Annotated in this window: 3 protein-coding genes; all 3 read left to right on the top strand. The window is 68.2% G+C overall.

Annotation, left to right across the window (positions count from 1 at the left end; genetic code table 11):
• The first annotated feature begins 378 nt into the window (after positions 1-378).
• The 3 genes from ACIGHN_RS13025 to ACIGHN_RS13015 all read left to right on the top strand — a co-directional run bounded on the left by ACIGHN_RS13025 (position 379) and on the right by ACIGHN_RS13015 (position 17,359).
• Entirely contained in the window at positions 379-13,548 is a 13,170-nt protein-coding gene (locus ACIGHN_RS13025; RefSeq protein WP_396504690.1) for an Ig-like domain-containing protein, read from the top strand.
• A 170-nt stretch (positions 13,549-13,718) separates the two neighbouring features.
• Entirely contained in the window at positions 13,719-15,020 is a 1,302-nt protein-coding gene (locus tag ACIGHN_RS13020; RefSeq protein ID WP_396504689.1) for a TolC family protein, read from the top strand.
• Between the two features lie 206 nt (positions 15,021-15,226).
• Positions 15,227-17,359: an ATP-binding cassette domain-containing protein gene (locus tag ACIGHN_RS13015; protein ID WP_396504688.1), complete on the top strand. Its 2,133-nt coding sequence runs from the start codon at positions 15,227-15,229 to the stop codon at positions 17,357-17,359.
• The last annotated feature ends 14 nt before the right edge of the window (positions 17,360-17,373 follow it).

Here is a 17,373-nt window from a genome sequence, read left to right as displayed (position 1 = left end):
TTGACCATCTCTTGCGCAATGCCTGCCGCCAGCGATTTGCAAATGCTTGGCAACTCTGGCGCATGGGGGTTTTGGCTATTTGGGCTGGTTTGTAATCGCGCGTACGAATGGAATGCCAAATAACAAGAACGATCCGTGTGGATCGTTTCATTTGATTTTCATTTTTGCGGCTTCATCAAATTTGTAGTATTGATTTATTTTCCTGCCGCTGCTTATGTCGGTTGGGCAATACTTTGTGCTTATTATATTACCTGATTGAAAAAAATGAACGCTGAAGTCTATGCATCCGTAGTAAAAATAGATAAATCCTCTGCATCTGGCGGGGTCAGCATCGAAAGATCACTGGCGCCGAAAACAGTGGCGACCCCAGGCCAAGGCGTGGCCAGAATCAGCGCACGGGGAGGCGTCACCATCGAACTCATGCAGGCGGACACCCAGAGAGCCCCTCAAGTAGTCAAGGTCCGCCGGGTCGGCACTGATCTGCAAGTGGACTTCCTGGAAGACGGCACCGGCAGTTCCGACCTGATCATCGAGGACTTTTATGACCAGGATGGGTCGCGGTTGGTGGGCTATGGCAAGGACGGTGTCGTCTATGACTACATGCCCCAGGCCGGCGGTGCCGACCAAGGGGTGGCTGGACTGATCGACGGTGGCGAAGGCGCCGTGCAGGTTCTGGGCGATTCGGCTGCGCTAGCCGGTGCGGGCGAGGGGTTCGCCGCCCTGCCGATGCTGCTGGTGGGTGGGGCAGCGCTGTCGACCGTGGCCATTGCCACGCAAAATACCAACCCGCCTCCGGCTGCGGCACCCGTACCCCCCAAGCCCGGCGCGCCCACCAGCTACAACGACAATTCCGCGCCCGTCGTCAATGCCCGCAGCACTTCGGCGGCCACCAACGACACCACGCCTGGGTTGAACATCGGCGCCGGCTTGATCAATCCAAAGCTGTATGTGAATGGCAAGGAGGTCGCAGCTACCTACGATGCGACCACCGGCACACTCACGCCCAACGTGCCCTTGCCTGAAGGCTCCTACAAGCTCACTTACACCTACGCCAACAGCGACGGCGTCTACAGCGAGCAAAGTCCCCCGCTGGAGTTCGTGGTGGACACCACGGCACCGGCCAAGCCTGCCGCGGCCACGGGCTACAACGACAACGTCGGCACAGTGCAAAACGCCAGCAGCACCGCCGCAACGACCGACGACAGCACCCCGGGGCTGAACATCGGCCTGGGCCATGCCGGGGCCAGACTGTACGTGGATGGCGTACAGGTGCCTGCAACCTACGATGCAGAAACAGGCACCCTGACGCCCAGCACCCCGCTGGCGGACGGCGCGCACAAAATCACGTACACCGTCAGCGATGAGGCTGGCAATGAGAGCGTCCAGAGCGATCCGATATCGGTCTCTGTCAACACCGTCACGGTGCCCAAGCCGGCCACGCCCACGGGCTACGACGACAATGCCGCACCCATCATCAATACCCAAAGCGCGGCACCCACCACCAACGACACCACGCCAGGGCTGAAAGTGGGCACGGGCCTGAGCAACCCGAAGCTGTATGTGGACGGCGCCGAGGTCTCCGCCACCTACGACGCAGCGACGGGCACGCTCACACCAACGTCGCCGTTGTCCGAAGGACGGCACAGCCTGACCTATGCCACCACCAACGCCTCGGGCACGTTGAGCGAGCGCAGCGACCCCCTGGTGCTGACGGTGGACACGACGCCCCCGGCCACGCCGACCGCGGCGCCTGGGGGCTACAAGGACGACGTGGGGTCCGTGCAAAGCGCCAGCAGCACCGCTGCCGCGACCGACGACACCAGGCCAGGCGTTCTGGTGGGCCAGAACCTGACGGATGCGCCCAAACTGTATGTGGACGGCGTGCAGGTCACCGCAGTCTACGATGCTGCCACAGGCACGCTCACGCCCAGCACCGCGCTGGCCGAGGGTGCGCACAGCATCACCTACACGCTGACCGACGCGGCCGGCAACGAAAGCGGCAAGAGCCCGGCGCTCAGCCTCACCGTCGACACCAGTGCGCCGGTGGCAGGCAGCGAAGGCACCTTGACGGTGACGGACGACGTGGGCGCTGTCCGGGGCGAAATTGCCCGCGGCGGAGTCACCGATGACGCAAAACCCACCTTCAAGGGCACGGGGACAGGGGCCGACGTGTTCAAGGTCAATGTGTATGACGGCAACACGCTGGTCGGCAGCGCCACGGGCAGCAATGGCAACTGGAGTTTCGAGCCCACGGTGCCGATGAGCAGCGGCGACCACACCCTGATGGCGCGCCCGGTGGACGCGGCAGGCAACGAAGGCCCTGCCAGCACCGGATGGAACTTCAAGGTGCAAGGGGACACGCCCCAGGCACCGTCCATCACGGGCGTGACCGACAACACAGGCAGCGTGACGGGGAGCCTCGCCAGAAACGCAACGACAGATGACACCACCCCCACGGTCACCGGCACCGCGACGGCAGGTGCCACCGTCAAGCTGTATGCCAACGGCCAGGAAGTAGGCTCCACCACGGTGGCGGCCGACGGCAGCTGGACAGTGACAAGCAGCGCGCTCACCGGCGACGGCACCAAGCTGCTGACGGCCAAGACCATCGATGGCGCCGGCCAGTCGAGTGCCGAGGCGGTCGCCTACCCGATCGTGCTGGACACGACCGCCCCGACCAAGCCAGTTGTGGCGGCTGCGACCGACGACCAGGGCGCAGTCGTCGGTACCATCGCCAACGGCGGTTCGACCGATGACACCACCCCGGCGTTGAGCGGCTCGGGCACGCCCGGCGACACCATCAAGGTGTACGACAACGGCACCTTGCTCGGCAGCACGCAGGTGCAGGGCAACGGCACCTGGAGCTTTGCGCCAGCCGCGCCGCTGAGTAGCGGCGCGCACGCCATCACCAGCACGGCGACGGATGCCGCCGGCAATACCAGTGCTGCCAGCGACCCCCTGAACATCACGGTGGATACGACCGCGCCTGGGGCAGGCAGCGAGGGGAGCCTCACGCTGCTGGACGACGTCGGTGCCGTCAAGGGCGAGATCGCCCGCGGCAGCATGACCGACGACGCACGCCCCACCTTCAAGGGCATGGGGGCCGGTGCCGACGTGGCCAAGGTGAACGTGTATGACGGCGCCACGCTGCTGGGCAGCGCCACGGTGAGCAACGGCAGCTGGGCGTTCGAGCCCGCAACCCCGCTGGCCAGTGGAGACCACACCCTGACTGCGCGACCCGTGGACGCTGCGGGCAACGAAGGCCCGGCGAGCGCCGGGTGGAACTTCAAACTGCTGGGCGATGCACCGGCGCAGCCGGCCATCACCGGCGTGGGCGACAACGCGGGCGGTGTGCAGGGCAATATCGCCAAGGGCGCGACGACCGACGACGCGACCCCCACGGTCAGCGGGACCGGCACGGCCGGAACCACCGTCAAGCTGTACGCAGACGGCGTGGAAGTGGGCTCGACCACGGTGGCGCAGGACGGCACCTGGAGGGTGACCAGCAACACCCTGTCCGGCGACGGCACCAAGCTGCTCACGGCCAAGGCCATCGACGGTGCGGGCCAGTCCAGCGCCGAGACCGGTGCCTACCCCATCGTGCTCGACACCACGGCGCCCGCCAAGCCGGGCGTGGCCGCAGCGACCGATGACCAGGGAGCGGTGCAGGGCCCCGTGACGAGTGGCAGCACCACCGACGACGCCACCCCGACGCTCAGTGGCTCCGGCACGCCGGGCGACACCGTCAAGATCTACGACAACGGCACGCTGCTGGGCAGCGCCGCCGTGCAGGGCAACGGCAGCTGGAGCTTCACGCCGACGGCGCCACTGGGCAGTGGCGCACACGCCATCACCACCACGGCCACCGACGCAGCAGGCAATACCGGCACGGCCAGCGACCCGCTGAACTTCACGGTCGACACCAGCAACGTCACCGTATCGGTGGGCAAGGCGGTTGACGATGCGGGCAGCAAGCGGGGCGATCTGGCCAACGGCGCCAGCACGGACGACACCACCCCCACGCTGGTGGGTACCGCAGCTGCCGGCGCCACCGTCACCGTCAAGGAAGGCGGTGCCACGCTGGGCACGGCCACCGCCGACGCCAGCGGTGCATGGAGCTTCACGCTGCCAGTGCAGACGCAGGGCCAGCACAACTACACCATCGAGGCACGCAACGCGGCGGGCACCACCGGCAGCACCAGCTTCGCGCTCGCGGTCGACACCACACCCCCTTCGGCACCAGCCATCGGTGGTGCCACGGACGACGTGGGCACGGTGCAGGGCCCGGTGGCCAACGGTGCCAGCACCGACGACACCACGCCCACGCTGTCGGGCTCGGGCGGAACGGCCGGCGACACCATCAAGGTCTACGACAACGGCTCGCTGCTGGGCACCACCACCGTGCAGGCCAACGGCAGCTGGAGCTTCACGCCGCTCACGCCGCTGACCGACGGCAGCCACCCGCTGACGGTGACTGCCACCGACTCTCAGGGCAACGAAAGCACGCCGAGCGCAGCCTACACGCTGAAGGTGGACACGGCGGCTCCGACAACCCCCACGGCCGCACCCGCAGGCTACAAGGACGATGTGGGCGCGGTGCAAAGCGCCAACAGCACGGCGCCCGCCACGGATGACACGCGCCCCGGCATCCTGGTGGGCCAGAACCTCACCGATACGCCCAAGCTGTACGTGGACGGCGTGGCCGTGGCGGCCGCGTACGACCCCGCGACAGGCACCCTCACGCCCAGCACCGCACTGGCGGACGGCGCGCACACCTTCAGCTACACGCTGACCGATGCAGCCGGCAACGAAAGCGGCAAGAGCCCCGCGCTGAGCCTCACGGTGGACACCAGTGCTCCTGCGGTGGGCAGCGAAGGCACCCTGACCCTCCTCGACGACGTGGGCGCGGTCCGGGGCGAAATCACGCGCGGCAGCGTCACCGACGACGCACGCCCCACCTTCAAGGGCACGGGCGCCGGTGCCGATGTGGCCAAGGTCAACGTGTACGACGGCAGCACCCTGCTGGGCAGTGCCGTGGTCAGCAACGGCAACTGGATCTTCGAGCCGGCGACACCGCTGGCCAGCGGCGACCACACCCTGACCGCCCGTCCGGTGGATGCGGCCGGCAACGAGGGCCCGGCCAGCGCCGGGTGGAACTTCAGGCTGCTGGGCGACGCGCCGGCAGCGCCAGCGATCACGGGGGTGAGCGACGACGCGGGCAGCGCCACCGGCAGCATCGCCAAGGGGGCGACGACCGATGACACCACCCCCACGGTCAGCGGCACGGGCACGGCGGGCACCACCGTCAAGCTGTACGCAGACGGCGTGGAAGTCGGCTCGACCACGGTGGCGCAGGACGGCACCTGGCGGGTCACGAGCACTGCGCTCGCAGGCGACGGCGCCAAGCAGCTGACGGCCAAGGCCATCGACGGCGCGGGCCAGGCCAGCCCGGAGACCGGCACCTACACGATCGTGCTGGACACCACGGCACCCGCCAAGCCGGGCGTGGCGGTGGCGACGGATGACCAGGGCTCGGTGCAGGGGCCGGTCACCAACGGCGGCACCACCGACGACGCCTACCCGACGCTGAACGGCTCCGGCACGCCGGGCGACACGGTCAAGGTCTACGACAACAACGGCAGCGGCGCCACCTTGCTGGGCACTGCGCAGGTGCAGCCCAACGGCAGCTGGAGCTTCACCCCCACGGCTCCGCTGGGCGGCGGTGCGCATGCCATCACCACCACGGCGACCGACGCGGCAGGCAACACCAGCGCCACCAGCGACCCGCTGAATTTCACCGTGGACACCAGCAACGTGAGCGTGTCGGTCGGCAAGGCCACGGACAACGCGGGCAGCAAGCAGGGCGACCTGGCCAACGGCGCCAGCACCGACGACACCACGCCCACCCTGGTGGGCACCGCTGCGGCCAACGCCACAATCACCGTCAAGGAAGGCGCCACCACGCTGGGTACCGCCACGGCCGACGCGAACGGAGCCTGGAGCTTTACCCTGCCCACACAGGCGCAGGGTTTGCACAACTACACCGTCGAGGCGCGCAACGCCGCTGGCACCACCGGCAGCACCAGCTTCGGCTTGACGATCGACAACACGGCGCCCGCGGTGGCGCCCATCGGGGACGTTGCGGACGACGTGGGCACGGTGCAAGGTCCGGTCGCGAACGGCGCCAGCACCGACGACACCACGCCCACGCTGTCGGGTACCGGTGCCACGGCGGGCGACACCATCAAGGTCTATGACAATGGCGTGCTGCTGGGCAGCACACAAGTCAGGCCGGGTGGCGGCTGGAGCTTCACGCCGCAGACACCCTTGACCGACGGCAGCCACCCGCTGACGGTGACTGCCACAGACCCGCAGGGCAACGAAAGCACGCCGAGCGCGGCCTATACGGTCCGGGTGGATACGGCGGCTCCGACCACCCCGGCGGCCGCACCCGCTGGCTACAAGGACGACGTGGGAGCAGTGCAAAGTGCCAACAGCACGGCGCCCGCCACCGACGACACCCGCCCGGGCATCCTGGTGGGCCAGAACCTCACCGACACGCCCAGGCTGTACGTGGACGGCGTGCAGGTGGCCGCTGCCTACGACCCCGCCACGGGCACTCTCACCCCCAGCACAGCGCTGGCCGAAGGTGCGCACACCGTCAGCTACACGCTGACCGACGCGGCGGGCAACGAGAGCGGCAAGAGCCCGGCGCTGAGCCTGACGGTCGACACCAGTGCACCGACCGCAGGCAGCGAAGGCACCTTGACCCTGCTGGACGACGTGGGCGCCGTCAAGGGCGAGATCACCCCGGGCAGCATGACCGACGACGCGAAGCCCACCTTCAAGGGCATGAACGCCGGCGCCGACGTGGCGAAGGTCAACATCTACGACGGCGCCACGTTGCTGGGCAGCGCGGTGGTGACCAACCGCAGCTGGAGCTTCGAGCCTTCCACCCCCCTGGCCAGTGGCGACCACAACTTCACCGCGCGCCCTGTCGACGCTGCAGGCAACGAAGGCCCCGCCAGCACCGCGTGGAACTTCAAGCTGCTGGGCGACGCCCCGCGGGAGCCCGCCATCACCGGCGTGACCGACAACGCGGGCGGCGTGCAAGGCAATGTCGCCAAGGGCGCTGCCACCGACGACACGACGCCCACCGTCAGCGGAACGGGCGCCGCCGGCACCACCGTCAGGCTCTATGCCGACGGTGTGCAGGTGGGTTCGACCACCGTGGCGCAGGACGGCACCTGGCAGGTGACGAGCAGCGCGCTGGCAGGCGACGGCACCAAGCTGCTGACGGCCAAGGCCTTCGACGGCGCAGGCCAGTCGAGCACCGAAACCGGTGCCTACGCGATCGTGCTGGACACCACGGCACCGGCCAAGCCGGGCGTGCCCACGGCCAACGACGACCAGGGCGCTGTCCAGGGCCCCGTGGCCAGCGGCGGTACCACCGACGACGCCACCCCCACGCTGAGCGGATCGGGCACCCCTGGCGATACCGTCAAGGTGTTCGACAACGGCATCCTGCTGGGCAGCGCATCGGTGCAGGCCAACGGCAGCTGGAGCTTCACGCCCACATCGCAACTGGCCAGCGGCACGCACGCCATCACCACCACCGCCACCGATGCGGCGGGCAACACCAGTGCGGCCAGCGACCCGCTGAACTTCACGGTGGACACTGGCAATGTGAACGTTTCGGTCGGCAAGGCCACGGACAACGCAGGTACCAAGCAGGGTGATCTGGCCAACGGCGCGAGCACCGACGACACCACGCCCACGCTGGTGGGCACCGCGGCGGCCGGCGCCACGATCACCGTCAAGGAAGGCGGGACCACGCTGGGTACCGCCACCGCGGACGGCAGCGGGGCATGGTCGTTCACGCTGCCGCAGCAGGCGCAAGGCCTGCACAACTACACCGTGGAGGCGCGCAATGCGGCAGGCACCACCGGCAGTACCACCTTCGGCTTGACGATCGACACCACCCCCCCCACGGTGCCGTCCATCGGCGGCGTCACGGACGACGTGGGCACGGTGCAGGGCCCGGTGGCGAGCGGCGCCAGCACGGACGACACCACGCCGACGCTCACCGGCACGGCAGCCACGGCGGGAGACATCATCAAGGTCTACGACAACGGCGCACTCTTGGGCAGCACCACGGTGCAGTCCAACGGCAGCTGGAGCTTCACGCCCACCGCACCGCTGACCGAAGGCAGCCACCCGCTGACGGTGACCGCCACCGACCCGCAGGGCAACGAAAGCACCCCAAGCGCCGCCTACACGGTCCGGGTCGACACGACCGCACCGGCCGCGCCGGCCGCACCCGCGGCCTACAAGGACGACGTGGGCGCACTACAAAGCGCCAACAGCACGGCACCGACCTCGGACGACACCCGCCCGGGCATCCAGGTCGGCGCCAACCTCACGGAGACGCCCAAGCTGTACGTGGACGGTGTGCAGGTGGCCGCGGCCTACGACCCGGCCACGGGTACGCTCACACCGTCAGCAGGGCTGGCGGACGGCGCACACACCTTCAGCTACACGCTGACCGATGCAGCCGGCAACGAAAGCGCCAAGAGCCCGGTGCTGAACATCACGGTGGACACGAGCGGCCCGGCCGCCGGCAGCGAAGGCACGCTCACGCTGCTGGACGACGTGGGCGCGGTCAAGGGCGAGATCGCCCGTGGCAGCATGACGGACGACGCGCGCCCCACCTTCAAGGGCACGGGTGTGGGTGCGGACGTGGCCAAGGTCAACGTCTACGACGGCTCCACGCTGCTGGGCAGCGCCGTGGTGACCAACGGCGCATGGAGCTTCGAGCCCGCCACCCCGCTGGCCAGCGGTGACCACAACCTGACCGCGCGTCCCGTGGACGCTGCGGGCAACGAAGGCCCCTCCAGTGCAGGCTGGAACTTCAAGCTGCTGGGCGACGCGCCAGCTCAGCCGGCCATCACCGGCGTGAGCGACAACGCAGGCAGCGTGACGGGACCGATCGCCAAGGGCGAAACGACGGACGACACCACGCCGACCGTCAGCGGTACGGGCACGGCCGGCACCACCATCAAGCTGTATGCGGATGGCCAGGAAGTAGGCTCCACCACCGTGGCGGCCAATGGCACCTGGACGGTGACGAGCAATGCCCTGGCCGGCGACGGCACCAAGCTGCTGACGGCCAAGGCCATCGACGGCGCGGGCCAGTCCAGTGCCGAGACGGGTGCCTATGCCATCGTGCTGGATACCACTGGTCCGGCCAAGCCGGGCGCGCCCACAGCCACGGACGACCAGGGCGCCGTGCAAGGCACCGTCGCCAACGGCAGCACAACCGACGACGCCACCCCGACCTTCAGCGGCTCGGGCACGCCAGGGGACACCGTCAAGGTCTACAACAACGGCACGCTGCTGGGCAGCGCCGCCGTGCAAAGCAACGGCAGCTGGAGCTTCACCCCCACCACGCAGTTGGCCAGCGGCGCGCACGCCATCACCGCCACGGCGACCGATGCGGCGGGCAACACCAGCGCCACGAGCGACCCGCTGAACTTCACGGTGGACACGAGCAACGTCACCGTGTCGGTGGGCAAGGCCACGGACAACGCCGGCAGCAAGCAGGGCGACCTGGCCAACGGCGCGAGCACCGACGACACCACGCCCACGCTGGTGGGCACGGCGGCGGCCAATGCGACCATCACCATCAAGGAAGGAGCGACCACCCTCGGTACGGCCACGGCCGACGCCAACGGTGCGTGGAACTTCACCCTGCCGGCGCAGGCGCAAGGCCCCCATAACTACACCGTGGAGGCGCGCAACGCCGCGGGCACGACCGGCAGCACGACCTTTGGCTTGACCATTGACACCACGGCTCCAGCGGTGCCGTCCATCGCCAGCGTCTCGGACGACGTGGGCACGGTGCAGGGCCCGGTGGCCAACGGTGCCAGCACCGACGACACCACGCCCACGCTGTCGGGCTCGGGCGGAACGGCCGGCGACACCATCAAGGTCTACGACAACGGCTCGCTGCTGGGCACCACTACCGTGCAGGCCAACGGCAGCTGGAGCTTCACGCCCACGGCACCGCTGACCGAAGGCAGCCACCCGCTGACGGTGACTGCCACCGACCCGCAGGGCAACGAAAGCACGCCCAGTGCGGCCTACACGGTCCGGGTCGACACGGCGGCACCGGCCACGCCCGCGTCCGCACCTGTGGGCTACAAGGACGATGTGGGCGCGGTGCAGAGCGCCAACAGCACGGCGCCGACCACGGACGACACCCGCCCCGGCATCCTGGTGGGCCAGAACCTGACGGACACCCCCAAGCTGTATGTCGACGGCGTGGCGGTGGCCGCAGCCTACGATCCGGCCACCGGCACGCTCACGCCCACGGCCGGGCTGGCGGACGGCGCACACACCTTCAGCTACACGCTGACCGATGCGGCGGGCAACGAAAGCGGCAAGAGCCCGGCACTGAGCATCACGGTGGACACCGGTGCCCCAGCGGCCGGAGCAGCGCCGACGAGCTACGACGACAATTCCGCGCCGGTCACCAATGCCAACAGCACGGCACCGGCCACCAACGACACCACTCCCGGCATCAACATCGGCACCGGCCTGACCAACCCCAAGCTGTACGTGAATGGCACGGCGGTGGCCGCGACCTACAACGCGGCGACAGGCACACTCACGCCCAACGTCGCGCTGGCCGACGGGACCTACAACCTGACCTACACGTCCGCCAACAGCGCCGGCACGGACAGTGCCCAGAGCGGCCCCCTGGTGCTCAAGGTGGACACTACGCCACCGGCGGCGCCCACGATTGCCTTGGACCAGGACACTGCAGGCACTCAGACGGGTTCGTCGAGCGACGCCTACACGAGGAACGGGAGCTTCACCGCAAGCGGTGTGGAGCAAGGCGCGGTCGTCCAGTACAGCCAGGACGGTACCAACTGGAGTGCGAGCAAACCCACCGCGGTAGAGGGGGCCAACACGATCAGCGTTCGCCAGATCGATGCAGCGGGCAATGTGAGCGGCAGCAACTCGGTGTCATTCACTCTGGACACGAGCACCGCTGCGCCCAGTCAGACAACGGCGCAGAACGTCTTCGTTGGTACCACGCCGTCCTTTGTGCTGACTGGACAGCAGGTCAACACCACCACGGCGGGCGACCAGTCCGGTCCCGTCACGGTGAAGACCAGCAACGGCGGCTATTTCACAGCCTGGTACGACAACGCACTGAACGACCCTGCAGGCGCGGTGCACGGGCAGTATTACACCGCCAATGGCATCAAGATCGGCAATGAGCTGACTTTTGGTGGCGGCAACTGGCAGGTCAACGGCAATGGCTATGCCAACATGCCGATGCTGAGCGCCGTGGCGCTGGACAATGGCAAGGTGGTACTGTCGTGGCAGACCGAGGACTCCAACGGCGGTGTGGGTGGCGGCGGCTCCAACGCCACCAGCGAAGTGGCCTATGCAACGGCCACCCTGACAGGCAGCACGGCCTCGGCAGGTGCGCCTACGTTGGCGAACACGACACTGGCTGGAAACCAGTCCGGCCCGGCCATGGTGGCTACCAAGGACGGCGGATTCTTCATGGCCTGGTACAACGCGGACGACGCGGACCCTCAAGGCGTAGTGCGTGGGCAGTTCTTTGACGCCAATGGAAGCAAGACCGGTGGGGAGCTCCAACTGGGTAGCTGGCAGGTCAATGGTGATTCCTGGGCTGTGGGTCAGCCACCGCTGAGCGCCGTGACACTCAGCAATGGCAGCATCGCTGTGGCATGGACGGCCGAAGGCGGCACAGCAGGCCCCAACACGGGATCGACCGAAGTAGCCCAGGTCGTGGTGTCCAGCTCGGGCACCGTGGGCCCGCAATCCGTGGCCAACACCACGACAGCAGGCAACCAGGGCGCGCCGGTGATGGTGGCGACCAGCGATGGCGGTTACTTCCTCGCCTGGTTCAACGACGACAGCAGCGTCAAAGGCGGCCAAGGCCAGATCAGCGGCCAGTACTTCAATGCCAGTGGCAGCAAGGTGGGTGGTGAAGTGCCCCTGGGCACCTGGGTGGTCAATGAAAACACCCAGGTCGACATGCCCTTCCTGACGGCCACCGCGCTCAAAGGTGGCAAGGTCGCTGTGGGCTGGCAAACCGAAGACAGTACCAACAACACCGGCCCCACGGATACCAACGAGGCAGCGATGGTGGTGGTGAGCAACAACGCTGGAGCGGTGACGGTGAGTGCCCAAACCATGATCAATACGACCACGGCAGGCAACCAGTCCCCACCGACCGTGGTGGGACTGGACACCGGCGGATTCTTTGCTGCCTGGTATGACGATTCCTGGGCTGACCCCGGAAATTCCGTGATCCGCGGTCAGTATTTCGATGCCCAGGGCGCGAAGGTCGGTAGCGAAATACTGGTGAGCAACTACCGGGCGGAACTCAGCGACGCTGGAGAGCAGCCACCGCTGCACGTCACCGCGTTGGTCGGTGGCAAGGTGGTGGTGTCCTGGAACACCGAGGCTGACGATGCCAGGGACGGCAGCGGTGCCGCTGTCTATCAGGCCATCATCGACATGCCAGCCACGACAGTGGTCAATGGCACGGCGGAACTGAACAGTACGGTGACGCTGAAGGACGGTGCCGGCACGGTCCTGGGTACGACGGTGACCGATGCGCAAGGACAGTGGCAGATCACGACGAGCGATGTGCAGGACAGCACCAAGCCCCTGTACGCGACCGTGGTCGACAAGGCTGGCAACAGCGTGACCAAGCCCATCAACTTCACGCCGCCCGTGGTGCTGGACCTGAACCACGATGGCCGCATCGAATACGGCCATGTGGTGATGGACGTGACCGGCGACGGCGTGGCCGAGCGCACCACCTGGACGGGCGCCCATGATGGCGTGCTGGTGTGGGACAAGCATGGCGACGGCCTGGTGCACGACGCCAGCCAGTACGCCTTCACCCAGTACGGCGGCAGCACCGACCTGCAGGGGCTGGCGGTGGGCTTCGACACCAACCAGGACGGCGTGTTCGATGCCCACGACCGGCAGTTCTCGCAGTTTGCGGTGTGGCGCGACGCCAACCAGAACGGCGTGAGCGATGCGGGCGAGGTCCGGTCGCTGGCCGACTGGGGCATCACCTCCATCGGCCTGACCAGCGATGGCCAGGTGCGGCACAGCGACGGTGTGATCGAGCTGGGCCGCACCTCCGCCACGATGGCGGACGGTTCGTCCATGTTGGTCGCGGATGCGATGTTCGCCCACGAAACGCTGGACTCCCTGCTGCACAACGCCATGGGCACCCAGGGCGCGGATGCGAGCAAGGGCGGGGCGGCGGCCAGCGCGACGGCGGTCACACCTTCGGAGGTCAATGCCTATGCCCTCAAGCCGCTGCTGGTGACGGTGGACGGCCACGATGCAGGGCGACTGGATGACGCTGGCGCGAAGAGCGGGGGTGCGACGGCCTCTGTGGACAACCCCACCCATGAGGCGTGGAACGGCACGTTGGCGCAACTGCTGGTCGACCAGCACGCCACGCTGCACCCGGTCCTCTGACGCTGGGTGCGACCGAAGCCACGGGCCATGAGGCCCGTGGCTGTTTCTCCTCTGTGCATCGAATGCCCGCCAACCCTGCTGTGGGCGCGGACGGGCGCGGCAGGCCAGCATGCAGGCATGTCAGTGAGCAATTGAGCCAGTAAGCAAGCAAGCAAGCAAGTGAGTGCGGATTGAAAAAGAGTAGTGCCTTGGTGGCCGTGGCCGCGGCCGCGCTGCGCGGATGCAGGGGCGTGGGCCTGGCCCTGTGCCTTCAGGTGGGCGGGGCGGCGCTCGCGCAGCCCACCGTCTCCCCGGTGTTGATGAACCTGATCCGGCAGACGGTGGAGTCGCATCCATCGGTGCGGATGGAGTCCGCCTTCGTGCGGGCCGCCAAGGAGGATGTGTCGGCCGCGGATTGGCAGCGTTTCCCCACGCTGGCCGCCCAGACGTCGTCCAACACCCCGCGGCTGTCCACCCAGCTCAGCCTGGAGCAGCCGCTTTGGACGGGCGGGCGCCTGGATGCGCAGCGGGACATGGCCCGGGCGCAAGAGGCTCTGCAGGTGGCCCAGAAGAAGGAGGTGCAGTACCAGCTTGCCTCCAAGGTCGTCGACTCCTGGGTCGCCATGGTGCAGGCGGATGAGCGCATTCGGGAGACCACCCGCACCATCGAGCAGCTCGACCGGTACAAGGCGCTGATACGCCGACGGGTGGAAGCCCAGGTGTCGCCGCAGATCGAGTTCACACTGCTCGAATGGCGCACCTTCCAGGCGCGGGTGGACCTGCAGCAGACGCGCACGGCGCGCACGCTGTCCCGCAACCGCCTGCGCCAGCTGGTGGGGCGCGAGCCCGAGAGCGACACCGAGTGGGATGCCGAGCAGCCCCTGGCGGCGCTCGCGCTGGCTGCCTCCGACACCCGGCAGGCGCTGGGCTTGCAGATCGACGACGCCATCGACGTGCACCCCTCGGTGCGCAAGGCCCGGGAGCGGGCGCGGGTGGTGCAGTACCAGGCGGATATTCAGCGCGCCGGGCTCGGCCCCGAGGTGTACCTCAGGGCCCAGTACCGGGCCGGTGGCGCAGCGGTGCCGGGTGAGCGCAGCGTTTTCGTGGGCGTGCGCTACCAGCCGGGTGCGGGCTTGTCCTCGCTCGCGTTGAGCCGGGCAGCGTCGGAACGCGCCCAGGGGCAGGCCTTCGCGGCAGAGACAGTGCAGCGCGAGCTCAACGAGCAGATGCGCACCGATCTGGAGAACATGGCCAGCGCCCAGATGCGTGCCGAGGCCCTGGCCACGGCGGTGGAGTCGTCTGCGGCGGTGCTTGGCTCCAACGAAAAGCTGTTCGTCGCGGGCAAGCGCAGTTGGCAGGAAGTCCTCAACACCGTGCGGGAGGGCGGCGACAACCGCCTGGCGCTGGTCGATGCGCGTGCGGCGCTGCTGGCGGCGTCCTATCGGCTGCAGGTGGTGCGTGGCGACATGGATTGGCAGCGCAATGCCCCGTGATATCGCCATCGTCATCGCGGGTCCGGCGGGTCCGGCGGGCCCCGCGGGCCCTGCAGACGCTCTGGGCCGATCTGGCCCTTCAAGTGCGACGGCACCCGCGCACCCGTCGCTGCTGCGTCTTCTTCGCCGACCTGTGTGGCCGCTTGTCAACCCCCTGGCTGCGCGCGCGATGCGTGTGAGGCCGTGTCCGGCTTGGTGCCTCTGCCATGAATAACAACAAGACCCAGGATTCCCTGGCGTGGGCGCTGGAGCGGCTGGCCCAACTGCAGGGCGTGAGCATCAATGTGATGCGCCTGCGCTCCGCCGTGGAGCGCCCGGCGCGCCTGGGTTCGGCGCCGGACGTGGCGGCGGTGTGCGCCAGCCTCGACCTGTCGGCACCCGTGGCGATGGACCACCCCGACCGCGTGATGCTGCCGCTGCTGTGCAAGACGCACAGCGATGGCTGGGGCGTGGTCGTGGACCGCGACCCGCAGCAGCGGTGGGTGGTGGAATTTGCCCACGGCACCCGCCCGGTGGACGAGGCCGCGCTGAGCCACACCGCCATGGTGGCGATGCGCCAGCGGGGCGCTGCCGCGCAGTCCGATACCTTCGAGGCGGTGCTCCAGCATGCGCTGCGCCAGTACCGGGGCGTGCTGGTCGAGGCCGCCCTCGCGTCGGTGTTCATGGGCCTGCTGGCGCTGGCGATCTCGCTGTTCTCGATGCAGGTCTACGACCGGGTGATCCCCACGCGCAGCGAGTACACCCTGATCATCCTGGGCCTGGGCGTGCTGCTGGCCATCCTGCTGGAGACGGCCATGAAGTTCGCGCGCTCCCGGGTCATGGATTCGCTCACGGCGGGCCTGGACAGCCGGTTGTCGCGGGACATCTTCCAGCGCCTGCTCAGCATCCGGGTCGACCAGTTGCCTGGGTCGGTCGGCAGCCTGGCAGGGCAGATCCGCGGGTACGAGCAGGTGCGGGGGTTCTACACCGGCAGCACGCTGTTCGCGCTGGTGGACTTTCCGATGGCGCTGCTGTTCCTGGCCGTGCTTATGGTGATCGGGCACCCGCTGGTGGCCCTGGTGCCCCTGGTCTGCGGACTGCTGGCCTTGCTGGTCGGCGTGAGCCGGCACCGGCGGGTAAACGCCCTGGCCCAGCAGGGGCTGTCGGCCGCCAGCCGCAAGACCGGCCTGCTGGTCGAGGTGGTGGAGGGCGCCGAGACCATCAAGGCGGGCGTCGGTGGCTGGAAGTTCCTCTCGCGCTGGATCGGGGTGAACAGCGACACCATCCGGCAGGACCTGGACATGCGCCATGTGAGCGAGGGCGCGGGGTACTTGGCGGCCATGCTGCAGCAGTTCAGCTATGTGGGCATCGTGATGCTCGGCTCCTGGGTCATCATCAATGGGGGCATGACGATGGGCGCCCTGATCGCCTGCTCCATCATTGGTGGCCGCATCATGGCGCCGCTGGTGGCGCTGCCGGGCCTGATCGTGCAGCACGCCCACGCGCAGGCAGCGACGCGCTCGCTCGAGAAGCTCTATGCGCTGCAGGCCGACAACCACGGCGTGCCGCGCCCCTTGCTGCCCCACAAGCTGCACGGCCAGTATGTGCTGCAGGAGGTGGCGTTCGCCTACGGCCAGAATGCCGGCCCGGCCGTCTCCATCCAGAGCCTGACGATCCAGCCCGGCGAGAAAGTCGCGGTGATCGGGCCCATCGGCTCCGGCAAGTCCTCGCTGCTCAAGCTGCTGGCGGGGCTGTACCGGCCCACCGCGGGACGGGTGCTGATCGACAGCCTGGACATGGCCCAGGTGAGCCAGCAGGTCATCAGCCAGCACATCGGCTACCTGCAGCAGGAGCACCGCCTTTTCCAGGGTACCTTGCGCGAGAACCTGCTCATCGGCATGCCCGATCCGGGCGACGACGCCATGCAGGCGGCCTTGCAGCGCTCGGGCTTGATCCAGCTGGTGGCGGGCCACCCCCGTGGGCTGGACTTGCCCATCCACGAAGGCGGCAAAGGGCTGTCGGGCGGCCAGCGGCAGCTGGTGGCCTTCACCCGCCTGCTGCTGACGCGCCCGGCGGTGCTGCTGCTCGACGAACCCACGGCCAACATGGATTCGGCGCAGGAAAAGCGCTGCCTGTCGGTGCTGGCCGAGGAAGTGGGCCCGGACAAGACGCTGGTGGTCGTGACCCACAAGCCCAGCGTGCTGCCGCTGGTGGACCGCATCGTGGTCGTGTCCGGCCACAAGGTGGTGATGGATGGACCGCGTGATGCCGTGCTGATGCGCTTGAAGAAAGCCTCGGAGCCCGTACCGGTGCCGCGGCACGATGCAGTGCCACCCGGCGTGGAGACAGTGACCGCATGAGGATCGAACCCAGG

This window comes from Acidovorax sp. NPDC077693 (assembly GCF_044542805.1).
GTDB lineage: Bacteria > Pseudomonadota > Gammaproteobacteria > Burkholderiales > Burkholderiaceae_C > Acidovorax.
Note: the sequence above shows the minus strand (reverse complement) of the source record. Positions and strands in the feature narration are given on the sequence as shown.

Coding starts and splice junctions, on each gene's coding strand:
- ACIGHN_RS13015 (WP_396504688.1), top strand. CDS start 15,227: ATGAATAACAACAAGACCCAGGATTCCCTGGCGTGGGCGCTGGAGCGG.